This is a genomic window from Perspicuibacillus lycopersici, assembly GCF_025660475.1.
Taxonomy (GTDB): Bacteria; Bacillota; Bacilli; order Bacillales; family Caldibacillaceae; genus Perspicuibacillus; species Perspicuibacillus lycopersici.
In genome coordinates this window covers 310,906-335,401 of sequence record NZ_JAOUSF010000004.1, presented here as the reverse complement: position 1 = coordinate 335,401, position 24,496 = coordinate 310,906, and the positions used below count along the sequence as shown (strand labels likewise).

The 24,496-nt window shown below is 36.9% G+C and carries 20 protein-coding genes and 1 pseudogene; 5 read left to right on the top strand and 16 right to left on the bottom strand.

Going from position 1 to position 24,496, the window contains the following annotated elements; translation table 11 throughout:
• Nucleotides 1-63: 63 nt before the first annotated feature.
• The 3 genes from OEV98_RS13700 to OEV98_RS13690 all read right to left on the bottom strand — a co-directional run bounded on the left by OEV98_RS13700 (nucleotide 64) and on the right by OEV98_RS13690 (nucleotide 3,732).
• Nucleotides 64-342 carry a hypothetical protein gene (locus OEV98_RS13700; protein WP_263073893.1) on the bottom strand — a complete coding sequence of 93 codons (279 nt, stop codon included), beginning with the start codon at nucleotides 340-342 and terminating at the stop codon, nucleotides 64-66.
• 383 nt (nucleotides 343-725) lie between these two features.
• Nucleotides 726-2,867: a DUF2974 domain-containing protein gene (locus OEV98_RS13695; RefSeq protein WP_263073892.1), complete on the bottom strand. Its 2,142-nt coding sequence runs from the start codon at nucleotides 2,865-2,867 to the stop codon at nucleotides 726-728.
• Nucleotides 2,868-2,883: 16 nt separating this feature from the next.
• A complete protein-coding gene (locus OEV98_RS13690; RefSeq protein ID WP_263073891.1) occupies nucleotides 2,884-3,732 on the bottom strand; it encodes a DUF1672 domain-containing protein in 849 nt (282 codons plus the stop codon).
• A 319-nt stretch (nucleotides 3,733-4,051) separates the two neighbouring features.
• On the opposite strand from OEV98_RS13690, the gene OEV98_RS13685 reads away from it, so the two are divergent.
• Nucleotides 4,052-4,258: a zinc ribbon domain-containing protein gene (locus OEV98_RS13685; protein ID WP_263073890.1), complete on the top strand. Its 207-nt coding sequence runs from the start codon at nucleotides 4,052-4,054 to the stop codon at nucleotides 4,256-4,258.
• Nucleotides 4,259-4,312: 54 nt separating this feature from the next.
• Here OEV98_RS13685 and OEV98_RS13680 read toward each other — a convergent pair whose 3' ends face one another.
• Entirely contained in the window at nucleotides 4,313-7,747 is a 3,435-nt protein-coding gene (locus tag OEV98_RS13680; protein ID WP_263073889.1) for a pullulanase, read from the bottom strand.
• 429 nt (nucleotides 7,748-8,176) lie between these two features.
• Here OEV98_RS13680 and OEV98_RS13675 point away from each other — a divergent pair, with 429 nt between their 5' ends.
• Nucleotides 8,177-9,217: a 2,3-butanediol dehydrogenase gene (locus tag OEV98_RS13675; RefSeq protein WP_263073888.1), complete on the top strand. Its 1,041-nt coding sequence runs from the start codon at nucleotides 8,177-8,179 to the stop codon at nucleotides 9,215-9,217.
• 64 nt (nucleotides 9,218-9,281) lie between these two features.
• Here OEV98_RS13675 and OEV98_RS13670 read toward each other — a convergent pair whose 3' ends face one another.
• The 5 genes from OEV98_RS13670 to OEV98_RS13655 all read right to left on the bottom strand — a co-directional run bounded on the left by OEV98_RS13670 (nucleotide 9,282) and on the right by OEV98_RS13655 (nucleotide 15,505).
• On the bottom strand, nucleotides 9,282-9,746 hold the full coding sequence (locus OEV98_RS13670; RefSeq protein ID WP_263073886.1) for an HIT family protein: 465 nt from the start codon (nucleotides 9,744-9,746) through the stop codon (nucleotides 9,282-9,284).
• A 42-nt stretch (nucleotides 9,747-9,788) separates the two neighbouring features.
• Nucleotides 9,789-11,177: a bifunctional metallophosphatase/5'-nucleotidase gene (locus tag OEV98_RS13665; RefSeq protein ID WP_263073884.1), complete on the bottom strand. Its 1,389-nt coding sequence runs from the start codon at nucleotides 11,175-11,177 to the stop codon at nucleotides 9,789-9,791.
• Between the two features lie 1,346 nt (nucleotides 11,178-12,523).
• The gene (locus OEV98_RS13660; protein ID WP_263073882.1) at nucleotides 12,524-13,996 is read right to left on the bottom strand and encodes an Msr family ABC-F type ribosomal protection protein; all 1,473 of its coding nucleotides are present in this window, start codon (nucleotides 13,994-13,996) and stop codon (nucleotides 12,524-12,526) included.
• Between the two features lie 486 nt (nucleotides 13,997-14,482).
• Nucleotides 14,483-14,527: an erythromycin resistance leader peptide gene (locus tag OEV98_RS17850; RefSeq protein ID WP_142301762.1), complete on the bottom strand. Its 45-nt coding sequence runs from the start codon at nucleotides 14,525-14,527 to the stop codon at nucleotides 14,483-14,485.
• Nucleotides 14,528-14,797: 270 nt separating this feature from the next.
• The gene (locus OEV98_RS13655) at nucleotides 14,798-15,505 is read right to left on the bottom strand and encodes a class I SAM-dependent methyltransferase (RefSeq protein ID WP_263073881.1); all 708 of its coding nucleotides are present in this window, start codon (nucleotides 15,503-15,505) and stop codon (nucleotides 14,798-14,800) included.
• Nucleotides 15,506-15,893: 388 nt separating this feature from the next.
• On the opposite strand from OEV98_RS13655, the gene OEV98_RS13650 reads away from it, so the two are divergent.
• Nucleotides 15,894-17,003: a YibE/F family protein gene (locus tag OEV98_RS13650; RefSeq protein ID WP_263073979.1), complete on the top strand. Its 1,110-nt coding sequence runs from the start codon at nucleotides 15,894-15,896 to the stop codon at nucleotides 17,001-17,003.
• Entirely contained in the window at nucleotides 17,000-17,770 is a 771-nt protein-coding gene (locus tag OEV98_RS13645; RefSeq protein ID WP_263073880.1) for a YibE/F family protein, read from the top strand. The genes OEV98_RS13650 and OEV98_RS13645 overlap by 4 nt, the downstream gene beginning before the upstream one ends.
• 261 nt (nucleotides 17,771-18,031) lie before the next feature.
• Here the strand turns inward: OEV98_RS13645 and OEV98_RS13640 are convergent.
• The 4 genes and pseudogenes from OEV98_RS13640 to OEV98_RS13625 all read right to left on the bottom strand — a co-directional run bounded on the left by OEV98_RS13640 (nucleotide 18,032) and on the right by OEV98_RS13625 (nucleotide 21,048).
• A pseudogene (locus OEV98_RS13640) lies at nucleotides 18,032-19,141 on the bottom strand (transposase).
• A gap of 242 nt (nucleotides 19,142-19,383) precedes the next feature.
• Nucleotides 19,384-19,785, bottom strand: a complete 402-nt coding sequence (locus tag OEV98_RS13635) for a DUF6157 family protein (protein ID WP_263073878.1) — start codon at nucleotides 19,783-19,785, stop codon at nucleotides 19,384-19,386.
• A gap of 113 nt (nucleotides 19,786-19,898) precedes the next feature.
• Nucleotides 19,899-20,504, bottom strand: coding sequence for a helix-turn-helix domain-containing protein (locus tag OEV98_RS13630; protein WP_263073877.1), 606 nt, complete (start codon nucleotides 20,502-20,504; stop codon nucleotides 19,899-19,901).
• Nucleotide 20,505: 1 nt separating this feature from the next.
• Nucleotides 20,506-21,048 carry a sigma-70 family RNA polymerase sigma factor gene (locus OEV98_RS13625; RefSeq protein ID WP_263073875.1) on the bottom strand — a complete coding sequence of 181 codons (543 nt, stop codon included), beginning with the start codon at nucleotides 21,046-21,048 and terminating at the stop codon, nucleotides 20,506-20,508.
• 183 nt (nucleotides 21,049-21,231) lie between these two features.
• Here OEV98_RS13625 and OEV98_RS13620 point away from each other — a divergent pair, with 183 nt between their 5' ends.
• Nucleotides 21,232-22,011: a class I SAM-dependent methyltransferase gene (locus tag OEV98_RS13620; protein WP_263073874.1), complete on the top strand. Its 780-nt coding sequence runs from the start codon at nucleotides 21,232-21,234 to the stop codon at nucleotides 22,009-22,011.
• Nucleotides 22,012-22,143: 132 nt separating this feature from the next.
• On the opposite strand, the gene phoU is transcribed toward OEV98_RS13620, so the two are convergent.
• From phoU to pstB (OEV98_RS13605), 3 genes are read right to left on the bottom strand one after another with little or no spacing between them, the layout of a single operon-like run.
• The gene (gene phoU, locus OEV98_RS13615) at nucleotides 22,144-22,809 is read right to left on the bottom strand and encodes a phosphate signaling complex protein PhoU (protein WP_263073873.1); all 666 of its coding nucleotides are present in this window, start codon (nucleotides 22,807-22,809) and stop codon (nucleotides 22,144-22,146) included.
• A gap of 60 nt (nucleotides 22,810-22,869) precedes the next feature.
• Nucleotides 22,870-23,649 (bottom strand): phosphate ABC transporter ATP-binding protein PstB, encoded by a 780-nt coding sequence (gene pstB, locus OEV98_RS13610; protein ID WP_263073872.1) that lies wholly within the window; start codon nucleotides 23,647-23,649, stop codon nucleotides 22,870-22,872.
• An 11-nt stretch (nucleotides 23,650-23,660) separates the two neighbouring features.
• Nucleotides 23,661-24,485 carry a phosphate ABC transporter ATP-binding protein PstB gene (gene pstB, locus OEV98_RS13605; RefSeq protein WP_263073871.1) on the bottom strand — a complete coding sequence of 275 codons (825 nt, stop codon included), beginning with the start codon at nucleotides 24,483-24,485 and terminating at the stop codon, nucleotides 23,661-23,663.
• Nucleotides 24,486-24,496 lie beyond the last annotated feature (11 nt).

The following is a 24,496-nucleotide window of genomic DNA, read 5'->3' as shown; positions in this document are numbered from 1 at the left end:
ATTTTTCATGATTCGAATAAACATTTAAAATGGAGGAATGCAATTACAGCAACAATATGTCGTTCATTTCTTCATTTTCTTTAACAGCTGGACAAAAATCAACAAAATAGGTGCGACTGGTAAATTAAATAGGTAAATCAGAAGCATCCATCCATAGGCTGAAGTATTTTTCCCTAAGGAAGCTAGGTAGAATCCATAGGCAATAATAAAGAGAATTTGGCATATCCATGCTAACACAATATTGCCTATTGTTTTTACTGCAACATGTTTTCTCTTGATACCAATTTGGATAAATATAGACGGAATTAACGGAATGCCTAAAATGAATAGTATGAAGCCCATCCTCACACCTACCTCCTGCTTCCATATGAATACTTCTCTATTTGATCCTAATACAACATGATTTAATTTGATTCTTTTTTGTAATACACTTCAAAAAACCCATTAGGTATATGAATAGCTTTTTTGTATCTGGGAAAGATATTTGTTCGTCTGCTTCACTATTAAATAAACTGTTGCAAACTATTGTGGAGAAAAGCTTTGAAGTGTTTTTGCTTGTAGGTTATTTTAAATGTAATAATAGCTAATGAATGACTTGTTGCACTATAATTCTGTCTAAAATACACAATTCATGTTTTTCCACAGACAAACAAGTGACATTCAAGCTTGTCACTACAACAGAATAAAAAAGGATGCAATGGGTATGCCCCAAAAATTGCATCCCTTTAACCGATCGTCACACGGTTTACTTGTTCCTCGAGAATTTGGATATTTTTTAAAACACCTTCAGAAGCTTCATTTAGTGCCAAAATGGCATTTGCTTTTTGCTCGGAAAGCTGGTGAACGATATCCTTAAGTAATAGCTCCATATCATCTAATATATTTGCTGCAGCAGAATTATATAAATGGATATTATAGTAACCAGAGTTCTGAAATAAAAAGGTATCAAAATATGGACGGAAGTTATCAATTACCTCGCCGAAATTATTATCAATCCGATTAATGCCATCTCGGAGACCCTCTAATGTTGAAGCTAATTCATCCAACGGACGAAGTGCATCATTTACTGCTCGGTTCACTTTATCATCAAAATTAGAAAACAAACTTGCAATTAAACCGGGGATATTTCCGTATAGTCCGATATTTTTTGCTCCACGAATTGTTGCAGAAGCAGTTTCTAATAAACTTTCGACACTCCATAAAATTATTTTCAAGCTATTTAAAATTGGTTTAATTAACGAATGGGAACTCTTTTCAAAAACCTCAAAGGCAAGATCTAAATGAATTTCCTTCAATTGCATACGTACCTTCATATAAGGAGAATCGAGTAAAGGATATTCCTTTACTGGTTGTATTTCTACCCGGGTACCAGAAAATTTACTTTTCGTACGAATGGAGCTACCAAGCAGCTGATCCTGATCTTTAAAGGTTTGCGCAACAGCCTGAATTTGCAGCTGATAATCTCCAATTTGTTTTTCTACCAACCCTTTATTTTTCATGATAATTTGATAGTGGGCCATAATTTCATCAACCACTGCATCTCGAAATGCATTTGTTCTACTTACAAATAAGTCAGGTATCATGTCTCGAACAATATATTGAAAGCCATTCGTTAAATTATCTACTTGCTGCTTTAATTGATAAAGCTCTTGGCGAATTTGTTGAAAAATTACTTCCACACTAATATTTTGATTTATTAAAAACTCCAACAGCTCCATCGGTGGGGAATTTAAAATGGAGTTTAAATTGCGACAGGCTATCTCTGCTACAGCTAAGCTACGAATAAGATCGTCAATAACTCCCTTTACCCTTTCGGCATGTTTAGTAATTTCATTGAATACTGGGTCACCGATATAATTTTTAAATAAATCATCAAATTGATCCTGAAGATTTTGTACGCGTATTGCAAATTTCTGATTTTCATCGATGACAATTTCAAAGGAGTTTTCTAAGTAGTCATTTGAAGTTTTTATTCGACTTAATACTTGCGATCCAATCGCGTCCCCTAGTTGCTTCAAATGGGAGTGGTTCAAGTCTAACCGCGGGGTAAATCCTGCATGAAGTGATTTTCCTGTCCATACACTAGTAATGACGTGGGCGTCGGCATTAAAATAAATTTTTCCGTAGCCTGGCTCTCCTTCATTTCCAATAATATAAGCCTGCTCCTGTTCATCAATTCGCCAATCTAACTCACTACCAGACTTCCGGAGAAATCCGGTATGGTTATTCCCGATAAAAGAAAAGCTAGGAACACCATTATTAATCTCATAATGTGCACCGGGAATTCGATTTTCTAAATTGCCTGTTTCAATTGCCGTCGTTAATGGATCATATACACTGAAATAATTGTGGATATTTTTATAGTCTTCTCCTTCATCGACAATACCATCTGGGAGAAGAGCAGGATTTAATGTCACAACCTCCACGTCCGGATGATGCACTCCAACATACCCTGCCAATCCTCCACCTAATGAATTACCAGTAACATAGGCAATATCTCCAAATTTCTCTACCATATCCTCATAATAATCCTTTGCATCTTCAAGCTGCGCAGGTGTAAAATCGCTAAGTAGCTGTGCATCTACAAACATATCGGTTGTATCAGATGTCCCTTGGTATACGACGACATACTGACCGGTCGCTAGATTTTGCACGGTCATGGCATCGAGGCCAGAAGTTGTGTTTCCGACGACAGAATAAACCCGATATTCCGACCCATTAACTTCGATAATATCATCCACATTATAATTTAAATATGCATGATATCCCCCAAGTTCGACCAAGTCCCGATCATTAATAGGCTGTTCCAATTGTTGGACCGTGTTACTTACAATTGTGCCTGTATTTATATTTTTTATTTCCCCCACCATTTTCTCCTCCTAATTATTGCTTAATAATTTCATTAGGATGTGCTCGTTCTAATGTATTTTCCTTTACCCCATTTCCAGTTGCTTTATCGATATAGTTATCATTTAGTCTTACAGAATAAGAACCTTTTGGTAATCCTTCCATAGCCTCAATATCCTTTATGATTTGATCAAATATTTGTGGATCTGGTTCTTTATTTGCTTCCTTCATGAATAATTGTATCGAGAATGTCACTTGTTTTGGATCATACGACGATCGAATACTATTTTTTAATGCAGCCTTGCTTATCTCACGGTTTTCCTGATACATTTCATATAATGTATTAAAGTTTGCCCTCGGAATCGAAATAAAATAATACGGAGTAGTATATCCGCTACCCATGACATTTTCGATCGCTTCTTCCTGAAAACCAACAACTGGATATTCCGCTGTAAGCTGTTCAAAATAGTTATCAAGTGTCGCTAACTCGTCTTCAAAAATCATCGCATATAAACCAGCAATAATCGCTCGTTCTACTTCCCCTTCTTGTGTCCATATTTGATCGGCTAGAACTTTCTTATTTGCTACATCCATCGGTACAATTGCATATGTGTAGAAATGTGGTTCACCGACTGATTCGACAAAAACTGTCGCACCATCAACATTGCCAACGATATTGTGGAGAACAATTTCTGTATGATAGTTTACTTGGAAAAATTCTTTTACTGCGGCCTCTATTTCCGCACGGGCAGCTTCAGCAATTTTATCTGTTTCTTCTCCGTTTGGAAGCTCATAGCCATCTCCAATATAGCTTTGTATAGAAACAAGTTCTTCCTTTCCAGTCGTTTGATCATTATCAAGTGGTCCATGTTCCGTTTCATTCATTAGTGAGCAACCTCCAATTACCATAAATAGTAATATTAAGAAAACTATAACTTTTCGCTTCAAATTTTTAGTAACCTCCTAAAGGATGAAAATTGCCAGTGACTTCAATAAAATATTCAGTATTTACTGTCATTATAATCAAATATTGTAATCATTACATTGGAATGTTGCTCTTTTTGTAAAAACAGGTAAAAAGTATGACCCAGTCTAGGAGATTGGCACTAATTTTTATTAAAATTTTCTGATTACAAATATAATTTCCTTTGGATATACTATCTGTAAGTGGTAAAATTTTTCTATGTCGAAAGGGGGATTTTTTATGAGTGAAAAAAAAGGCTGTATTAAATGTGGTCATACAGAAGTCGGTACAAAAGAAATCGCGACATCTGGAACTGGTTTGTCGAAAATGTTTGATATCCAACATAATCATTTTAAGGTGGTTTATTGTAAAAATTGCGGATACTCCGAACTATATAACAAACAAAGTTCGACTGGCTCGAACCTTATTGACCTTTTCTTTGGTTAAAATACAATAACAGCCTAGCATATATTTTACATGCTAGGCTGTTATGTAGTTACTTTATTTTACTGAATATCGTTTTCTTTGTAGGACATACATTGCGATTGCCCCGATTAACAGTACAGTTCCAATAAGTAACCACTGATAATTCATCGTTGCTGTATTAGGAAGTGGTGCACCTGCTGCTTCATCAGATGTACCGTTGTCACCACCGTTTCCATCAGTTGGGTTGGATGGATTTGTTGAATCTCCTGGTACTGTCGGATTGTCCCCATTTTCATCCCCATTCCCTGGATTTGTTGGGTTTTCGCCATTATCATCACCATCTCCAGGGTTCGTTGGATTGTCTCCATCATCATCTCCGTCACCTGGCTCTGAAGGAGTTTCATTATTTGCACTTACCTTCACTACAGCAGTAGTCAATGGATCTAAAGTGATGTTAGCATCCGATAAACTAACACCAGAAAGATCAGTTACCTCTTCGACACCTGCTTCATCATTATCAACGAGCACAACACCATTTGTTAAATCTTCATTTAATGTTAAGGAACGTTCCTCGTCATCTGCATTAATAAAGACATAATAAGCATCGCCATTTGTTGCTTCATTACGATAAGCAATGATTAAATCCTCCGCTCCCATTTCTGGTGCAGAAACCAATGTTACATTAGAATCTACAAGATCCTTTTCTCCTAATCGGAAAGCATCAGTTGATCTACGTAGTTCAATTAATCCAGTAGTATATTCTCTCGTTAAATTATTGATTGGATATGCTTCCTCATTCGTTGCTTTTTCCCAATCAATCATATTGATTGCGTCGGAGGAATCATAGGAATCATGGATGAAATATGGATATACAAACGGATTACCATTTTCATCTGTCATATATGTTGAACTATTCGGTGGTACATCGGTTTCGGCACGATATTGTTTCGTGCGTCCATACTCTTGCCCTGCATGAATAAATGGTGTACCTTGCGATGTTAATATTAAAGAATTTCCAATTCGGATTCGTTTATGGATTTCTTCCTCATAATACTCTGGATCCTTCTTAATGGATTGCGCAATAACATCATGCAATGTTAAATTATCATGTGCCGCAATGTATTGCACAACATCTCCTGGATCATCTGCTAAGAAATTAGTAGGCTGCCCTTTAATATTGGAAAAAATTGTATTAATATTACGAGCACCATTCGTAATGAATCGTGGCTGTCCTTCACTACCAAATCCTGATTTTAATTCATTTCTTATTTCATCAGAGAAAGATGCTACTCCATTCGTGTATTGCATCCAGCTTTGATCCGCTGCCATTACAGGATCATTATCATCTCCAGAATAGGTAATCCAGCCTTCACCAATCATAAGTACATTCGGATTGATTTTACTTGCTTCGTCATACGCTAGCTGAATACTTTCTGCATCATGGTCTCCCATCATATCAAAACGAAATCCATCAATTTTATATTCTTCTGTCCAATATTTAATCGAATCCACTAACACGCGTCGGGACATTTTATGGGTTGTTCCAAGGCGACCACCACCAAAGTTTTCTTTTGGATTACCGTTGACATCCATAAAATGATAATAATTTGGTACTAAATTCTCAAATATTTCTGTTCTTGCTGTGTGATTATATACCACATCGAGAACAACACCCATACCACGCTTATGAATTTCATTCACTAAATTTTTAAATTCTGCAATTCGTAATTCTGGGTTATCTGGATTTTCTGAATACATGCCAGATAACGAAAAATAACTTTGTGGGTCATAACCCCAGTTATAATTATTATCAGAAGAAGAATATTCCAATAGTCTTTCATTACTTTGCCATTCATCTCCAAAGAAGTAACTCATAACAGGCATTAATTGAATATGGGTTACACCTAATGATTGAATATAGTCTAGTTTGTCGATGAAAGCCGAGAAGGTACCGAATTGTGCATTTAGCTCATCTTCAATACTTGGATCTGAAGTAAAGTCACGCACATGTACTTCATAAATAATGGCATCTTCACGTTTCTCATAACCATCGATAGTAGCAAAGTCTAATGCTGGTCCAATGTTCGAAGGATCGACAATGGCAGCTTTAGCAATTGGATATTCTCCGCCTAATTCTGGGTTTTTCCAACCCGCTAAAGATTTCGCATATGGATCTAATGCTAAATTCGTTTCCTCACCATGCGTAATTTTATAATGATAGTAATAGCCTTTAACACTATTTAAACCAGTATTTTCTTGGTTTAATGTAACCTCCCAAACACCACGATCCCCTAGTGTCATTGGGATATCCTCTTGAACCACTTCCATTTGATTATCTTTATCGTATAAAACGACCGATACGTTGTCTGCCTTAGGTGACCATACCTTTAAAGTAGCAGTCCCATCTGCATGCAATTCCGCACCTAGCTCTCCATCATAGCCATACATTTCATCTACCATTCGCCAGCCACCAGCTGCAGGAATTGTCATACCATCATAGGTTATGTAGAATGGCGCTGCATCTAAAGCAAACGAACCATAGATTTCTACTTTTGTATCATTAATAATTGCTGCATCCTCTACGTCTACCGGGTTTCCATCTTTATCTGTTACCGCTAGCTCATTGATTAATGCTTCTACAGTTAAGTCTTCTGTTTTTGAAAATAATAGCTGAATTTTTGAATCGGACAATAACTCTCCAGATATCAATGTTGTTGGAATACTACCATATGGATTTGGATACACTTGGTTATCGCCATCTTTTACAAAAAATTGGTTATACTCATCACCTGGAAGAGTATAATTATAGTCTCCCGTTTGTACCCCTGTCGCTTTATTAACAAAAAGGAAACCAATATCTTGTGCTTCTTCAGTTAACGGAATATCATAGTAGGCACCATGTTTGCCAACACCTGTTAAATTGGTAGCCCCATCTGGCCAGCCACCAGTGGAAGGTGATGCAACATCTCCCCAAGTCCAAATTGCCCAATCATCGTAGTTATTGTCTTCACGATCATAATGAATACGAATCGTATTTTCCGGCAAATCAACCGGTTCAATGATATTTACTTCATCAGATCCTTGCGAAATCCATACTTCATTTAGATCCGGATGAATCAGTTCCACTGTTTTATCGCCACCATCTTTATCACCAGTTACGACATTTAATACAAGGAAACCAACCTTCTTGGCATTGTATTTAATTGGAATATCTAAATACACCCCGTAATCATCCACTTGCTCTGCCACGAATGGAGTTCCCCCGCCTGGCCAATTTTGTGAAGGCATTTCCACATCATCCCAAAGCCATAATCCTAAATTTTCATAATTGCCATCTTCTCTTTGGTAATGAATACGTAGCGTATTTTCCGGAACATTGCTTCCGTTTCCTTCTTGAACCTTTAGCACCTCTGCAGAAGTTGCAGGAACAAAAGCATAATTACTCATCGAAAACATTAATAAAATGATCAATACATAATGAAATAGCTTTTTCCAATTTTTCATACGCATCATTCTACTCTCCCTATAATTAATAGTTAAATAGTTTCACAAGCAGTGAGCGGTTCTCCCCCCTTTTCCCCGTGTAAAAAACAACTTGATAAGCACCACTGGGTGGAAACGCTTGCACAAATATCCAAAAAAATATGATTGCAAACGCTTCCACTTTCACTTAACATGATACATATTATCTAAATAAAAATCAATTCTTAATCTTAAAATATATTTTTTGTAGTCTTTTGTAGAATAGTCATACAAACCAATAACCATTTTTTCTATTAAAGGGGTCATGCAAACGTGTGCAACAACAGGCATTATCATTGGTGGGATCTACTAGAAATTATGATAAAATATTGTAACAATTAGCTATAACCTCTTTATTTTAAATTGTTATGATAAATATATAGTATGCTAGCTTTTAAATTAAAGGAGGAATTTATGATGAGAGCACTCGTATGGTATGGTACAAAAGATGTTCGCGTGGAAACAATTAATGAGCCTGTAGTGACAAATGGAAAAGTAAAAGTGAAGGTGAAGGCAGCTGGAATTTGTGGAAGTGATTTACACGCCTATGCCCACGGGATCGGTATTCAAGTTGGCACCCCACACCCACTCTCTGGGAAAATGGCACCATTAACAATGGGACATGAATTTGCTGGGGAAGTTGTGGAGGTTAGCGAAGGGGTTACTTCCGTAAAGGTTGGTGATCGTGTTGCAATTGAACCAATGTACCAATGCGGTGCATGCGATAATTGTAAAAAAGGAAACTATCATTTATGTGAAGGCTTTGGCTTTATTGGACTAAATGGTGACGGCGGATTTGCAGATTATGTGGTTGTAGATCCTTATATGGTTCATAAATTACCGGATAACGTTTCATTTGAAGAAGGTGCATTAGTTGAGCCAACTGCAGTTGCCGTATATGCGGTGAAAGAAAGTAAGCAAAAAATCGGTGATACTGTAGCAGTATTTGGTGTCGGTCCGATTGGGCTATTAACTGTTATTGCCGCAAAGGCAGCTGGAGCAGCACGAATAATTGCTATTGATATTTCTCCTGAACGGCTGGCACTTGCGAAGGAGGTTGGCGCAACTCATATTATTAATAGCTTAGAAGAAAATTGTGTTTCAATCATCCTTTCCGAATATGGCGGTGTTGATGTCGCTTATGAGGTGGCAGGTGTTCAGGCTACATTAACAAGTGCAGCCTCCGTAGTCAAAAAAGGTGGGGAAATTCGCGTGATTTCATTATTTAGTGCACCAGCAGAAATCGATTTGTTCTCCTTAATCGTACGCGAAATTTCGATTACAACAAGCTGTGCGTACCACCATGTTTTCCCTGAAGTAATATCGATGATTGAAAATGGTGTGCTTGACGTCCAAAAAGTCATCACTGCCAAAACAACATTAGAAAATATTGTCGAGGACGGATTTGAAAAACTAGTAAGTGATAAATCACAGGCAAAAATTTTAATTGAGATTTAATGAGAAATGCAGGAGCAATGTAGCTCCTGCATTTCATTTAGTTTAGGTTGAAATTTATATTCCCTTACTTAACAATTGGTGATAGCTTCTCTAATTCCTGATAAAGCTTTCTTTTCATAATTTCTAATTGTTCCGCTGTAGGTTTTACTTCATCGGAGGACATTGTCTCTCTATCTGCCCACCAAACTGGGCCATCAATTCCATCACTTTCTCTTCTAGGAAAAAGATGCCAATGCAAATGTGCATCCCCGTTTCCAAGCAACTCATAATTCATTTTTTTTGCATTAAAGGCATGATAAACTGCTTCAGCAACCTTACTCATTTCCATTAGGAATTCTGCCTTCTCATCTTCCTCTAAAAAGTGTAATTCGGTTTTATGCTGTTTACATAAAAATAATGTATATCCATGGAATAATTGATGATCACCAATAACGACATAGCCTGTTTTAAGCTCTGCTACAACGTAAGGATTCGTTCCTTCCTCAATCATCTTTATTCTTTTACATATTAAACAGTTATCCCCACTCATTTTCGTCAGCTCCAGTGGCTACTATTTTTGAAAACAAAACTACTAATTTTTAATAGCTAGTTTATCCGTCCAGCGGTTTTGATAAGCTTTTTCCAAATATACTTCCTTATCAGCATATAGGAGGATAACATCCTTTATTTCCTCTGCTAAATATTTTTCATTCCGATTTTGTGCGAGACTTTGATATCCAGTACCTCTTTGTAAATAATCCGAGCTAGCGACGGTATACCATCTCTCCGCATCTAACGGTTCATTGCCTATGTATATTTCGTGAACTGTACTGCCATCGTGGATAATCTCAGCTCCAGATACATGAAGCTTCCCTAGGAATCTACCACGGAAACCAGGACCACGGCCATCTACTAAGTTCATTTGCGAATCTATCGACTGGATGATTGCTTCCTTAAGGTGTTTCCCTTGTATTTCAAAGGACGTTGGATTTAAAGGTGAGGGGCAAATTTCAATCAACTTTTTCTTAGATATATGGTCAAAAAGCCCAGCATTACAAATACCACTATTAATCAAACCAATCTCGCAATTTAGCATATCCTTTAATCCATCCGCTATTAAATTGGATAGCGGATTTTCTTCCACCACATCATGCCATAGTGGCTTTGTAATTCGATAAAGTGGCTGACTTAATACTTGAATCGCCTTTTCTTTATTTGTATGTAAAATCGATAAAATTTCATTATCTGGTTCAAAGGTATTTGTAGCAATTGTTTCTGCATGTAGCAACGTTATTTTACCATCTGCAATTTCAAGATCTACAATTCCCACGTGCTCCGCATAATTACCCGCACTGTTCATAATCGTGTTATCAATGATTCTAGCTTCTGAATAGAGCTTATGGTCATGGGCGGATATAATAATATCAATTTCCGGTATTTCAGTTGCAAGCACTTCATCCTCAAAGGTGCCAAGATGGCTTAATAAAATGCAAATATCATATGCACCATGATTCCGTTCAATTTCCTTCTTGATTGCTTCCTTAAATGGAGACATTGAAATACCCAATCCATCACAAAAATCTCCTAGATTAGGAGAGGATCCAGTGATTAGAATGCGAAGACCATTTTTGTTAATAATCGTGCTTGTATGAACACCTTTGATTGGAGTTAAATCCTTTTTCAGCAAATTATTACTGATAAAAGGAAAATGGCTATTGCTTGCCATATTTTCTAGTGTGTCCACGCCATTAAACATTTCATTGTTGCCAATCGTTAACGCATCATAGCCAACCGAATCTAGTAATTCAAGGGCCGCAATACCCTTTGTCCCCTGTAATTCAATACTTTTAAAATCTGCAAAATCTCCACCATCTAGAAGCAAAGTATGCTCCTGTTTATATTGCTTAATAACGGTAACCGCTCGCGCAAAGTTAGTAAAATTACTATGTATATCATTTGTATGAATAATTGATAGCTTCATCCTGTCCCTCCAATGGTTGTTTATTTTAGAATAATATATTTTATTGGACAATTCTAGAAAAATCTTTTTTATGCTTAGTGAATGTAGAGTATAGGGGGAATGGAGTATGTGGAGTATGTGGAGATATCGGGACGGATATTTGGATGGTATCAAGGGTTTTTGGTAAGAAGAATGTGGGGTAGGAATTGGATTGATAATTAAACTTAGCTTCGATTGGATCTTTTATTAAAACCAGGCTATTTTAGTTATCAAAAGGATTTCTCATCGATTTATTATTCACTTTCCTGTTGACGGCCACTATCAATAGGATTTCATCTTTCTTTTTTGTCCACTTTTCTGTTGACGACCTCCATCTATAAGATTTCTCTTTACTTTTTTGCTCACTTTCCTGTTGACGATCTCTATCTATAGGATTTCGCTTGTTTTTCTTGCTCACTTTCTTGCTGACGACCTCTATCAAAAGGAATTTGCTTGTTTTTCTTGCTCACTTTCCTGTTGACGATCTCCATCCATAGGATTTCTCTTTCCTTTCTTCCTCAATTTCCTATTGACGAACTAAATCAATAGGATTTCGCTTGTTTTTCTTGCTCACTTTCCTGTTGATCACCTCTATCAAAAGGATTTTGCTTTACTTTTCTTACTCACTTTCCTGTTGACGGCCTCCATCAATAGGATTTCATCTTTCCTTTTTGCCAACTTTCCTGTTGACGACCACTATCAATAGGATTTCTCATCGATTTATTATTCACTTTCCTATTGATCACCTCTATCAAAAGGATTTTGCTTTACTTTTCTTACTCACTTTCCTGTTGACGGCCTCCATCCATAGGATTTCGCTTGTTTTTATTGCCCACTTTCCTGTTGACGGCCTCCATCAATAGGATTTCGCTTTACTTTTTTGCTCACTTTCCTTTTGGTCACCTCTATCCATAGGATTTCGCTTGTTTTTATTGCCCACTTTCCTGTTGACGATCTCCATCAATAGGATTTCGCTTGTTTTTCTTACTCACTTTCCTATTGACTACCTCTATCAAAAAGATTTTGCTTTATTTTCTTACTCACTTTCCTGTTGACGGCCTCCATCCATAGGATTTCATCTTACTTTTTTGCCCACTTTCCTATTGACTACCTCTATCAAAAAGATTTTGCTTTATTTTCTTCCTCACTTTCCTGTTGACGACCTCCATCCATAGGATTTCTCTTTACTATCTTCCTCACTTTCCTGTTGACGACCTCCATCCATAGGATTTTATATAGGTGCTTGCCTATAAAAAAACAACCCAGTACTTTAAATACTGAGTTGTATCTTCTTAACGTATTGACTATTACAATGTTACGTCGAGGATTTAAATCCTTTCCCACACAAGTTTTAGCTTCCTCTCCTCCATCCGATAAATGCAATCCGCTACATTCTCTATGAACTTTCGGTCATGGGATACGAGGAGAATGGTACCTTCATAGCCTTTTACAAAGCGCTCCAATGCCTTCACGCAAAATATGTCTAAGAAATTAGTTGGTTCATCTAAAATCAATACATTATATCTTCCTAAAAAAAGGCTACATAATGCTAAACGAATTGCTTCTCCTCCGCTTAAATCTTGAATATTTTTCCGTAAATCACTACCTGTAAAGCCCATTGAATGAAGGACGGAACGGATCTTGCTTTCCGGATAATCACTTCTATCCTTCATATAGGCTATAACAGTTTCTATCTTTGGAAATTGATAATCCATTTGTTGATAGCATCCGATAACCGCCTTCGGGGAAATCGTCACTCCTTCTCCTTTTTGAAAAATATAGCGAAGTAAAGTGGTTTTTCCAGACCCATTTTTTCCTGTGAGTGCAATAGTTTTACCTAATGGAAATTGAAAGCTGGCTTTCTCTAGAAGTACTTTATCCCCTAACGTAATGTTTAGCTGGTCTGCCATTATCGGAAATTTATTGTGTAATGCTAAAGATTCTGGTTGATGAAAATTAAGTGACTGTACAAAAATTGGTGCATTGACTGACTCAAGTTGTGCTGCACGTTGCTCCAATGCTTTTGCTGCTCGCTGGACCGCCTTTTGACTCGAATCCTTTGATTTTGTCATAAACATTCGATTTGCCTTTGCCTTTGTTTCCTTTTTTGAAATATGTCCATTTGCTTCGGTAATTTTTGCTGCCTTACTCATTTTTTCCTCAGCTGCCTTTAATAAGCGTGCTTTTTCCTTCGTATATTTTTCATGCTGCTCCTCTTGTTGTTTTCGTTTCTGCTCCTTTTGTTCCTCATAGTCTGAATAATTTCCTGTATACTCTATTACACGACCATCCTCTATTTCCCATATTTTTGTCACGAGCTTATCTAGTACAAATCGGTCATGACTAACAATGACAAGTGCCCCATAATAATATGTTAATTCCTCGATTAAAAACTGGATACCGGACTCGTCTAAATGGGTTGTCGGCTCATCAATTAGCATTCCTTCATAATAAGTGGAAAAAATTTGTGCAAGCTTTAGCCTAGTTAATTCCCCACCACTTAAATTGTCCCTTTCTGTGTGTGGAATCGCCAGCCTCCCAATTAATTTAGGATCTATTTCTGTTTCCTCAGGAACAGCTAATTGGTCAAAATAGGCAAAATCAGAAAAGCGATGAATCTTTCCCTTTTCAGGCTGAATTTGACCATTCATTAGCTTCAGCAACGTACTTTTTCCTGCCCCGTTTCTTCCGACTATACCAATTCGATCGAATTGATGTACCGCTAATCGTGGTATAGTCAACACCACTCGCTCCAAATATGAAAGCTCAATATTTTCCATTTGTAAACAAACTTGTTCCATTCTTTTCTTCCCCCAAATCTCAAATAATATTTTTAGCAAACAAAAAAAATCACAAGCATCTGCCTGTGATCTAAGAGTAAAGGGGAGCATTCCATCCAAATACGAATATTGCAAAATACACCTGCCATTATAGAGGGCAAGAAATTTGGACATAAAAAAGAAGACAAAACGAGCTGCCTTCTCTACCATTACATAATGTTTTTGGCTGTTTTCACACAGATTGTTACTATTTATAAAGTGCCTGCAGACTGAATAAACTCCGCGCATCCATTCGGGCAAGCGGTGAGCCTTCCCGTTACTATCACTATTCCACTGGAGTCTACTTATATTCAGTCTGCTTAATAGTTTAAACAAAATTTCTTATCTTGTTAAATAAAAACAATCCCTTAGAAAACAGCCATATTCTATGAAATGAAGATTATTAAAAAAGGACAGACTTATCCCGTTTACTCTGTCACACATAACAGAGACTTTGAACGTATTTAATTACTGGTTCAAAGTAGGGAAACGAAGTCTCATCGCATGGGTCATTTTTTAATAATCCTCCTTAAAATTGTTTCGCATCGCTGTTATTATAAAAGCTCATGCATAAATTGTCAAAGGGGATTACTTCTTTGGTTTTTCAAATTGGTCAATGCTACCACCAACTCCTCCAAATATCCCGATAATTATAAGTGTAACTAATTTTAAAGTCATCTTCCAAGTCGAGATTTTCATTAGGGACCTCCTTTATAAAGTGTTCGGTTTGATCGTTACATTTTTAATACCATTATGTTACTAATTAAATTTAATTAAATTATATTATTTTTTCTTCTGAACGACATACGTTATCGCATTTGTTTTAAGTAAAATATTGTGCTTCCCGCGATGGATCAAATACTGCAATGGCTTTACCTCTGATTTCAATAATTCCCAGCGATAATAATTTTTAGATAAAAGCTCTAACATTTCGTTAGTTGAAAGATTCACTTCCATTTGTGCATCCGCTTTTCCATTCGTTTCACTATTAATTTCTTCTACATCAGTGTTAACGACTAAACAATTCACTCCTCCGCTCTTCGTCCCATCTGCCATCTGTTTTATTACCATTTCCAGTACTTCCACTGATTCCACATGTTCTAAAGCTGATACGGCTAATATGAAATCATATGTATCTCGTTGTATTTCAAAGCTCCCGATATCGGCCTTGATTAAATGTATTATTTCACGCACCTGATATTCTTCACGATACTGTTTTAATTTTTCCAAAGCAGAATCCAATAAATCAACACAGACTACTTTCCCGTTGTTGCCTTTTATTGCTTCTGCTATCGGGATACTATTTCTTCCAACTCCACAGCCTAAGTCCAGCACTTGAATATTCTTTTTATCCTTTATTAGTGGTAATAAATCCAGTACTGTTATTACTGGCTTATTTAGCCAAGAACCTTCAGCAAAAAGCGTGTAATTTTCATAGCAATAATCATGGTAACGCTTCTCCTGCTCACGTATTACTGCAAGTCTATCCATACCCCTCAGCTCCCATTATTTCCTTTATACTATATTCGACACCAAGAGCTGATTTTCATTTTTTTCTATTTTATTTCTTATTGATTAAATATAATGTAATTTCTCGTTTCTCCCCCACCAATTCTATTAAGTAGTTAATACTTTTTTCGAAAAAACAAAGCATTATAATAGAGTAATAGTAGTTTGAAGTTTTGTTGACAGTTAGAAAACTTAATTGCTATACTATGCCCATTGTTAACTACATACTTTCCTAAAAATTAACATAGAGACATCTCAATTTCGATTCGCTAATGGAGCTCTATTATTCCTTCTATTTATTAACCAGATATCCTCCATTACGATCATTGGAGGGAATAGCTTGAATACGATAATAAACCGATTAGAAAAAATGACAGCAAAGCAAATGCTTTTGTATGGCATGCTAGCCATTTGCTTTGTTGCCTCTCTTGTTTTTGTTAATTATAATTATTCGTTTTATGAACGGCCAATCGCGAAAATCACCGAAGCCCATTTGCAAGATACATCGGAAACAACCGATTTATACGAAAATACAGATACCATTTACACCCAGGAAATAACTGCCGAATTAAAGAACGGGGAAGAAAAAGGGAAACTGATTCATTTAACAAATGAATATTCTGCCTCGGGAGCGTTTGATCAAGAATACTCCGTTGGGAATGATTTGTTTGTTTACATTAATCCTGACACTGTAGATGATAATGAATTAACTGGGTCCATTCTCGATGTAAAGCGTGATAAATATATCGTATTTGTAGCATGGATTTTCATCTTTACGCTTCTATTTGTCGGGAAAAAACAAGGGCTATTTTCCATCGTAAGCCTTGTCGTGAATGCATTGATTTTATCTTATGCATTAGATATTTATTTGAGGACTTCTGATATTAGCTTTGTTCTGATTTGTAGCACTAGTGTTATTTTGTTTACAGTTATTTCCTTACTACTTGTGAATGGGTTCAACGAGAAAACGTATGCGGCGATTATTGCGACAATCGTAGGTACCTTTAGTTCCTTATTGATTTCCTATATCGTAATTTGGGCAACTTCTGGGAAGGGACTGCGCTATGAGGAAATGCAATTTTTGACTCGGCCATATAAAGATATTTTTATGGCAGGGGTGTTCATTGGGTCGTTAGGAGCCGTTATGGATGTAGCAATTACCATGTCCTCCTCCATCTTTGGTCTTTTCGAAAAAAATCACAACATATCGATAAAGGCATTGACTAAATCTGGCATGGAAATTGGGAAAGATATTATGGGAACGATGACAAACATTTTGTTCTTTGCCTATGTCAGTGGCTCGATTCCTATGCTAATTTTGTATTTAAAAAATGGTTCCCCATTAGGATTTACACTATCCATGAACCTTTCCTTGGAGTTTGCTCGGGCATTAGCCGGGGGGATTGGTATCGTTTTGACCATTCCGATCGGGTTATATACTTCCATATTGTTCATTAATCGAAAGAGGGCAAGAAAATGAGTGTATTAGTATGTTTAGGAGCAATATTGCTTATATTGATGGTAGTTATTGGAGGAAAAAAAGGCGCCCGTTCTTTCCTTGCCATTTTCTTTAATTTCGGTGTATTACTATTTATCATTCTTTTAATGACAAATCCAGCCTTTCATCCGATTACGTTAACATTAATTGCCTGTGTCATAATTAGCTGTATTAATCTTTTCTATATTAACGAGGTGAATACGAAAACAAAGACAGCGTTCCTTTCTTCTATCATAACAACCGTAATTTTGCTGTTTTTCATTTTACTATTAACTGAAAAGGCAAAAATTCATGGATTTGGTGAAGAAGAAACAGAGGAGCTCGGTATCTTTTCCCTTTATATCGGCGTTGATTTCGTTAAAATTGGTGCTTCTGTCATTATTATGAGTGCGATTGGAGCAATTACAGATACCGCAATGGCGATCTCCTCACCAATGCGTGAGCTCTTTTATCATCATCCGTTGATCAATCGAAAGGAGTTATTTGCTTTTGGTATACGGATTGGGAAGGACATTTTAGGAACGAGTGCCAATACATTATTTTTCGCCTTCTTTGGTGGCTACATTGCGCTTCTAATTTGGTTTAAGGATTTGTCATATTCACTCGATGAAATTGTGAATTCGAAAATTTTCAGCTCGGAAATGATAACAATCTTTTGCTCTGGCATTGGCGTGACGTTAGTAATTCCGATTACTTCTTGGATTACTGCGTATTCCTTAGTTAGAGGACGAGAGAAAAAAGAGGCGTAATTGGCTGGAGGTAAAGCGACTATCCTGAGGATAGCCGCTTCAGACTGTCGACAAAAGGTATTGAGAGACATCCTCTCGGTGCCTTTTGTCATTTTTTGATGGAATTGCGGTTAAAATCCGTTGATTTCCGCTCCGGGCACTTGCTTTCCGGGGGGCGGGCGGTGAGCTTCCTCGTCGCTTTCGCTCCTGCGGGATCTCACCTGTCCCGCACATCCCCCAGGAGTCAAGCACCCTCCACTCCAATCAACTAGTTTGGTTCACTCAAGCAGGTTGCCAAGTCCAAGTGGCCATTTTCTTCCAATTCATGGCAGCAAACGTAAGCATCGCCTGCATAGACAATTTTTTAAGACCTCGTAAGGTTGTCCATCGCGTACCATGCTTTTCCTTCACATCTACAAAAACACGTACTACTGTCTCTTTGCGTTTTGCATATATCTCTTTGATTTCATCGTTGTGACGTAAGTGTTCTGCCTCTTCTAAATAAGGTTCCCAAATATGCCGTTGTAAAAGCTTTTGATGGTTTTTACTATCCGTACAATGGGGTAAAAACGGACATTCTGCACAAATCGATGAATTTGATTTATATTGCCGATATCCTTCCTTCGTTGTCGTCGGATACCTTAAAACCTGCCCTTTTGGGCAGAGGTAACAATCATAATGTTCATCATACACATAATCATGCTTACGGAAGAAACCATCTTTCGTTTTTGGACGAATGTAAGGAAGGACAGGTAACATTTGATTCTCTGATAAAAATTTGTGATCGCCGGTGTTTTATAAGCTGCGTCAGCAGCTACTGCAAGTGGCTTTTTTACTTTTTCTATCACTTTCTCGACAAGAGGCTGTAACAGACGACTATCATGTACATTTCCGGGAGTCACTATCGTGCCTAATCAAACTTACGTTTATTAGCACTCGCTTTTACATGTATAGAATCTAAGAAAATATGATCAGCAGACAACAATCCTTTATCCGTAATCTCTTTCAAAATAGGATAGAAGATGTCTTCAAACCATCAGAATCATGGTAGCGATGTTCATAATTTTCACCGAAAGTAGAAGAGGGAGGAACTTCTGTGTAGAATCCGAATCCTAAAAACCAATGATAGGCCATGTTTGTTTCAATTTCTTTTATAGTTTGGCGCATAGAACGGATACCAAATATGTATTGGATGAAAATCATCTTAAACAAAACTACGGGGTCGATACTTGGACGGCTAATCCCTGAATAGAGGTTTTCAACCAAGGGATAGATGAAAGAAAAATCAATAGCCGACTCTAGCTTGCGCACTAAATGATCTCCAGGAACTAATTGATCAATTGTCAGCATTTCTAATTGTCCACGGTCATTTGTTTGGTTTCTCCTCATCATGGAACGTCACTTCGAAAATTATTAATCCTATATTTTAATTGATTGAAGTTTATTAGAACGGAGGGTGGCGACTCCAGAGGGAAAAGCGGGAAAGTCGAGACCCTGGACTGAGCGTAGCGAGGGAAGCGGCTCGGCCCCGCCCGCGGAAAGCATCCACCCTTCGTTCCAATCAACCTACACTATTTACATCATTCTATTCTTAAAAAAAAGCGACTATCCTGAGGATAGCCGCTTTTTTCTGTCTACTTCCTTTTTGTACGCATGCCCTTCAGCTTTTGGATATGCGCTTCCTTTTCTAACGCTAAGTATTCCTCACTGTTTACAGCATAGAGTGCAATTTTCCCTTCGTTATCATAATGAATTCCCCAGCCATAGCTTTTCACTAGTGGTGAAGCTCGGAAGCATGCTTTTGGCTTGGAGAAAAATTGATCTTTAAGCTCCGCTAAATTTTCCGTTTCTAGTTTGTTTTTCCTTACATATGTTTGGAATTGGACATCCGCTTGTGTATAATGATACGGATTATTTTTGATCAATTCAAATTCAATCGAGGCAATCGTTGGCTTTTCATTTTTCGGTACAGGAATGACTGCCGTATTACGTGGCGAGTCTTCTGAAATGGTAATAAACGTGTTTTTGTAGCTCATTTTTCTGACCTCCTCTGTGCCAATTATTACACAAATTCAACAAACAATACCTATAATTGGTAAAATTTTTATTACTATTTCGTGATAAATTATTTGTTTCTTGCTTTGTATAGTTACTGTTTACTTGCTTCATCAACAAACAAAACAACATCCCCATAAAACTCCTTATCAAAATAAATCATTAATTTCCAAATTCCGGATTTCGGTATTTCGAATGTTGCGACAAATTGTTCCAAACTATCATATCCAACAGAAGGCTCCGTAATTTTCTCTGCAGGTAAAACATGGATACGATCCCCTGTTTCCTTTTGAGTAGCATAGATTTCCATTGTTTTTCCATCATATGCGACAAATGGTTCCGTAAAATGAAACAAATACCCATAAGGTTTACCTGCCGAAAGGGTAGGATCCGGAAAAACCTCAAGCAACATTTTGCCATCGTGCTCATATCCATGGCGTACCTGCCAAGTGCTCTCAATTGTTGGCGCTGCTCCCTGCTGTATTGGACCACCAAATATATCAATATAAATTAAGAATACAATGATAGCCACTGCAAAAGTAGTAAGCAAATAAATGGACGGGTTTAACCTTCGATAGCCTTTTAATTCTTCTTGATATAAGGCAGTTCGAATTTTTCTTTTTTGTATTTCTGAAAAATGTATTCCTTTATGTGTCGTTGAATCCATTGAATTTCGTAATGACTGAAGTTCTTTTTCCATTTCACCGCCACCGTTCCATTAATTTTTCTAGCTTCATTCTTGCCCTACTTAATCTTGTCTTTACCGTATTTTTATTAATCTTTAATATTCCACTTATCTCTTCTATCGATAATTCCTCGTAATAATATAAAGTAATCACTTCCTGATATTTTACTGGGAGTGCTAAAACACAAGTGGATAAAAAGTACTCTTCACTGCTTTTTATTAGAGACATTTCTGGTGACAGCCCAGTTGATTTCGTATGCAGGAAAAAAATTGGGTTAGTAATTACTCTTTTCACTGTGGAGCTCTTTAAAACATCCTTACATTTATTGATCGTAATTCTATAAATCCACGCTTTAAGAGATAGAATATTCTTCAAATTTTCAAATTGCTTAAAACTAATAACAAATACATCCTGAACAACATCCTCTGCAAGACTCCAATCCTTTAAATAGTTATAAGCTAATTTCGTTAGCTTCTCCCCATATTCATCCATTACAGCTTCAAACCAAGTTTCCTTATCCTCTCGATTTATCTCTTCCACATTTCCCCATTCGCTCAAGCAAATATCACCTCATTTCCTACTTAATACTAAGACGACCAAGTGGGCAATCCGTTTCGTTTTTTTTCAAAAAAATATATAGTTCGCACACACGCGACTGATATTAATGCATTGCCTGAATGAATGGTCATCTTTAAAATATAATTAGGTTACAGAAATATAAATGAGATAGGAACGATACAAATGATTGTCACAACAGCAGGTAGAGCTACTAGTGAGTTAGTTACGAAGGCAAAAGTGGTAGCAGAAAAGTATCATTTAGTATATAGAGTGAGAAATGGTGTATCAGTTGATGCGATGAAGCAACAATATCATGACGATATTGTTGTGGTTGGTAAGGAGCAATTATTTATTGCGCCAAAAAATTCCGATAAGAAGTTGTTTTTTCATCCCAATATGGCGATGGTCCGGGCAAAACGAATATTTAATGGGAATACAGATCCTTTAATCGAGGCTGCTCGTTTAAAAGAAGGGATGTCTTTTTTAGATTGCACACTTGGTCTAGCATCCGACAGTATAATGGCTAGCTTAGCTGTTGGGGAAAGTGGTACAGTTTGTGGGATAGAAGGAAATCCTCTCTTGTTTCTCCTTGTGACAGAAGGATTAACAACATGTGTAAGTGGCAATCAGTATTTAGATCAAGCGATGAGAAAAATTAAAACTGTAAATGGCGACCATTTTTCCTATTTACTGCAAGCAGAAACAAATTCCTTTGATGTCGTCTATTTGGACCCGATGTTCCATTCAACAATTCCAACCTCTAATGGCATTCAGTCAATTCGTGGAGAAGCACTATTTACAGATGTCACCACTGAACTGATTGCTGAGGCGAAACGAGTAGCAAGAAAACGAGTAATACTAAAAGACCATTGGACAAGCACTCGATTTGCCACGCTAGGTTTTCAGCAGTTGAAAAGAAAATCATCGTTGTTTCATTATGGGGTCATTGAGGTAAAGGTGTGATTTAGCGGATATAAATAAATTATTTTTCCGCAAAAAAAATGAACCCATTATCGGATCCATTTTTGCATTTTTATTTCCATTTATACACTAACCGAATCAATCTTGATGAATTAATCATAACAATCAAATTGGTTATTCATTTAAATCATAATGTTTTCCTTTCACTAAATAAAAAACATCTTCCGCGATATTGGTAATATGGTCAGCGGTTCTTTCGAGTGAACGACATGTAAAGAGAAGCTGAATGATTTCTGAAATATTTCCTGCTCCTTGTTGATTGAGCTGGAATAGTTCCTGGATCGTTTGACTATACAGATGGTCGACTTCATCATCTTTATCAGCCACTTGCTTCGCTAAATGAATGTCTTCATCTATAAATGCCTTTAAACTATCCATTAGCATTTCACTTGATATTTCTTGCATTTTTTTTATTTTTATAAAAGCATCCATCATACCATCTGGTTTTTTTCCTAAACGAATGGTGGACTTTGCAATATTCTCTGCAAAATCGGCAATCCGTTCAATATCGGTAGCTATTTTTATTGTCATAATAATTTTTCGCAAATCCGTTGCAACAGGCTGCTGTTTTGCAATGAGAATAATTGCTTGGTCATTGATTTCTTCATATAATAAATCCGCTTTTGCATCATCATCCATTATTTCTAATGCTGCGTCTACATCATACTGCTCTAATGCAGTGATTGACCTATTTAATGCTTTATCGGCAAAATTACATAAGTCTGTAAGTTTGCTTAGTAATACCTTTATTTCTTCCTCAAAGCGTCCTCTCAATGCCATCCCTCTAAAATCCCCCTTATCCATCATTAGAAAAGTATTATCGTGCTCGATGCTTTGGAATTATCCAAATCGCCCAGAAATATAATCTTCCGTACGTTTATCATTTGGTGTGGAGAAAATGTTATCTGTATGATCAAACTCAATGACTTCTCCATTTAAGAAGAATGCAGTCTTGTCGGAAATACGTGCTGCCTGCTGCATATTGTGGGTAACAATTACAACCGTATACTTTTCCTTTAATTGGATGATTAAATCCTCAATTTTTGCAGTTGAAATCGGGTCAAGTGCAGAGGTTGGTTCATCCATTAACAATACATCTGGTTTTGTCGCAAGTGCCCGTGCAATACATAGCCTTTGTTGCTGACCACCAGATAATCCAAGTGCTGGATCCTTTAAGCGATCCTTTACTTCATCCCATAGGGCAACATCCTTCAAGCTTTTTTCCACTAATTGCTCGATTTCCTGCTTATTACGTAAACCATGGATTTTTGGACCAAAGGCAACATTGTCGAATATCGATTGTGGAAAAGGATTACCCTTTTGGAATACCATTCCAATGTTTTTTCGCAAATCCACTAAATCACGTTTTTTTGTAATTAAATTTTCTCCACGAAACATAATTTCACCAGATATTTTTACATTTGGTGTCGTATTAACCATGAGATTCAATGTTTTTACAAACGTAGATTTTCCACATCCAGATGGGCCGATAATTGCGGTAACTTTATTTTTTTCTATTTCCATATTAATATTTTTCAATGCATAGGTTTCGCCGTACCATAGATTTAAATCATTCACAGAGAATATTAATTCACTTTTTGTTAATACGTTCGTTTCCATTATTGTCCTCCTTATCCGAATTGCCCAGAAATATATTGCTCTGTTTTCTTCTCGGACGGTTTCGTAAAGATTTTCGAAGTCCTATCATATTCCACTAAATCTCCATTTAGGAAAAATGCCGTTTTATCGGACACCCTTGATGCTTGATGCATATTATGTGTCACGATAATAATGGAGTAATCTTTTTTAAGCTGTAAAATAAGCTCCTCAATCTTTGCGTTTGATATCGGATCTAGAGCAGAGCTTGGCTCATCCAATAAGAGAACACTTGGTTTTAATGCGATTGTCCTTGCAATACATAATCGCTGCTGTTGTCCGCCCGATAATGCTAGTGCGGATTGATGCAGGCGATCCTTCACTTCGTCCCATAATGCAGCCTTCCGTAGACTTTCCTCCACGATTTGGTCTAATTTCCCCTTGTTGCGAATTCCAGCAAATTTTAAGGCATGTGTTAAATTTTCATAAATGGATTTTGGAAATGGATTTGGTTTTTGGAAAACCATACCGATTTCCTTTCTTAGCGCAACAACATCAATATCATCTCGTAAAATATTGATTCCATCATATAATATTTCCCCTTCCGCGCGAGCGTTAGGAATAATATCATTCATCCGGTTAATGCTCCGTAGGAAAGTAGATTTTCCACATCCAGATGGGCCAATAAGTGCAGTTACTGCATTTTTTTCTATTTCCATTTGCACATTATGAACCGCCCAATTTTCACCATAATAAATATTTAAATTTTCTACATGTAAAATATACTCTTTATCTACTACACGCTGATCCTCCGTAGGATTAGACACGCTTTGATTTGTATCGGTTATTGTAATCGTCATTTACTTCACAT

What these genes read in the sequence shown, in the direction of transcription:
- OEV98_RS13700 (WP_263073893.1), bottom strand. Translation starts at nt 342, where the DNA reads ATGGGCTTCATACTATTCATTTTAGGCATTCCGTTAATTCCGTCTATA.
- OEV98_RS13690 (WP_263073891.1), bottom strand. Translation starts at nt 3,732, where the DNA reads ATGAATGAAACGGAACATGGACCACTTGATAATGATCAAACGACTGGA.
- OEV98_RS13685 (WP_263073890.1), top strand. Translation starts at nt 4,052, where the DNA reads ATGAGTGAAAAAAAAGGCTGTATTAAATGTGGTCATACAGAAGTCGGT.
- OEV98_RS13680 (WP_263073889.1), bottom strand. Translation starts at nt 7,747, where the DNA reads ATGCGTATGAAAAATTGGAAAAAGCTATTTCATTATGTATTGATCATT.
- OEV98_RS13675 (WP_263073888.1), top strand. Translation starts at nt 8,177, where the DNA reads ATGAGAGCACTCGTATGGTATGGTACAAAAGATGTTCGCGTGGAAACA.
- OEV98_RS13670 (WP_263073886.1), bottom strand. Translation starts at nt 9,746, where the DNA reads ATGAGTGGGGATAACTGTTTAATATGTAAAAGAATAAAGATGATTGAG.
- OEV98_RS13665 (WP_263073884.1), bottom strand. Translation starts at nt 11,177, where the DNA reads ATGAAGCTATCAATTATTCATACAAATGATATACATAGTAATTTTACT.
- OEV98_RS13660 (WP_263073882.1), bottom strand. Translation starts at nt 13,996, where the DNA reads ATGGAACAAGTTTGTTTACAAATGGAAAATATTGAGCTTTCATATTTG.
- OEV98_RS13655 (WP_263073881.1), bottom strand. Translation starts at nt 15,505, where the DNA reads ATGGATAGACTTGCAGTAATACGTGAGCAGGAGAAGCGTTACCATGAT.
- OEV98_RS13650 (WP_263073979.1), top strand. Translation starts at nt 15,894, where the DNA reads ATGACAGCAAAGCAAATGCTTTTGTATGGCATGCTAGCCATTTGCTTT.
- OEV98_RS13645 (WP_263073880.1), top strand. Translation starts at nt 17,000, where the DNA reads ATGAGTGTATTAGTATGTTTAGGAGCAATATTGCTTATATTGATGGTA.
- OEV98_RS13635 (WP_263073878.1), bottom strand. Translation starts at nt 19,785, where the DNA reads ATGAGCTACAAAAACACGTTTATTACCATTTCAGAAGACTCGCCACGT.
- OEV98_RS13630 (WP_263073877.1), bottom strand. Translation starts at nt 20,504, where the DNA reads ATGGAAAAAGAACTTCAGTCATTACGAAATTCAATGGATTCAACGACA.
- OEV98_RS13620 (WP_263073874.1), top strand. Translation starts at nt 21,232, where the DNA reads ATGATTGTCACAACAGCAGGTAGAGCTACTAGTGAGTTAGTTACGAAG.
- phoU (WP_263073873.1), bottom strand. Translation starts at nt 22,809, where the DNA reads ATGGCATTGAGAGGACGCTTTGAGGAAGAAATAAAGGTATTACTAAGC.
- pstB (WP_263073872.1), bottom strand. Translation starts at nt 23,649, where the DNA reads ATGGAAACGAACGTATTAACAAAAAGTGAATTAATATTCTCTGTGAAT.
- pstB (WP_263073871.1), bottom strand. Translation starts at nt 24,485, where the DNA reads ATGACGATTACAATAACCGATACAAATCAAAGCGTGTCTAATCCTACG.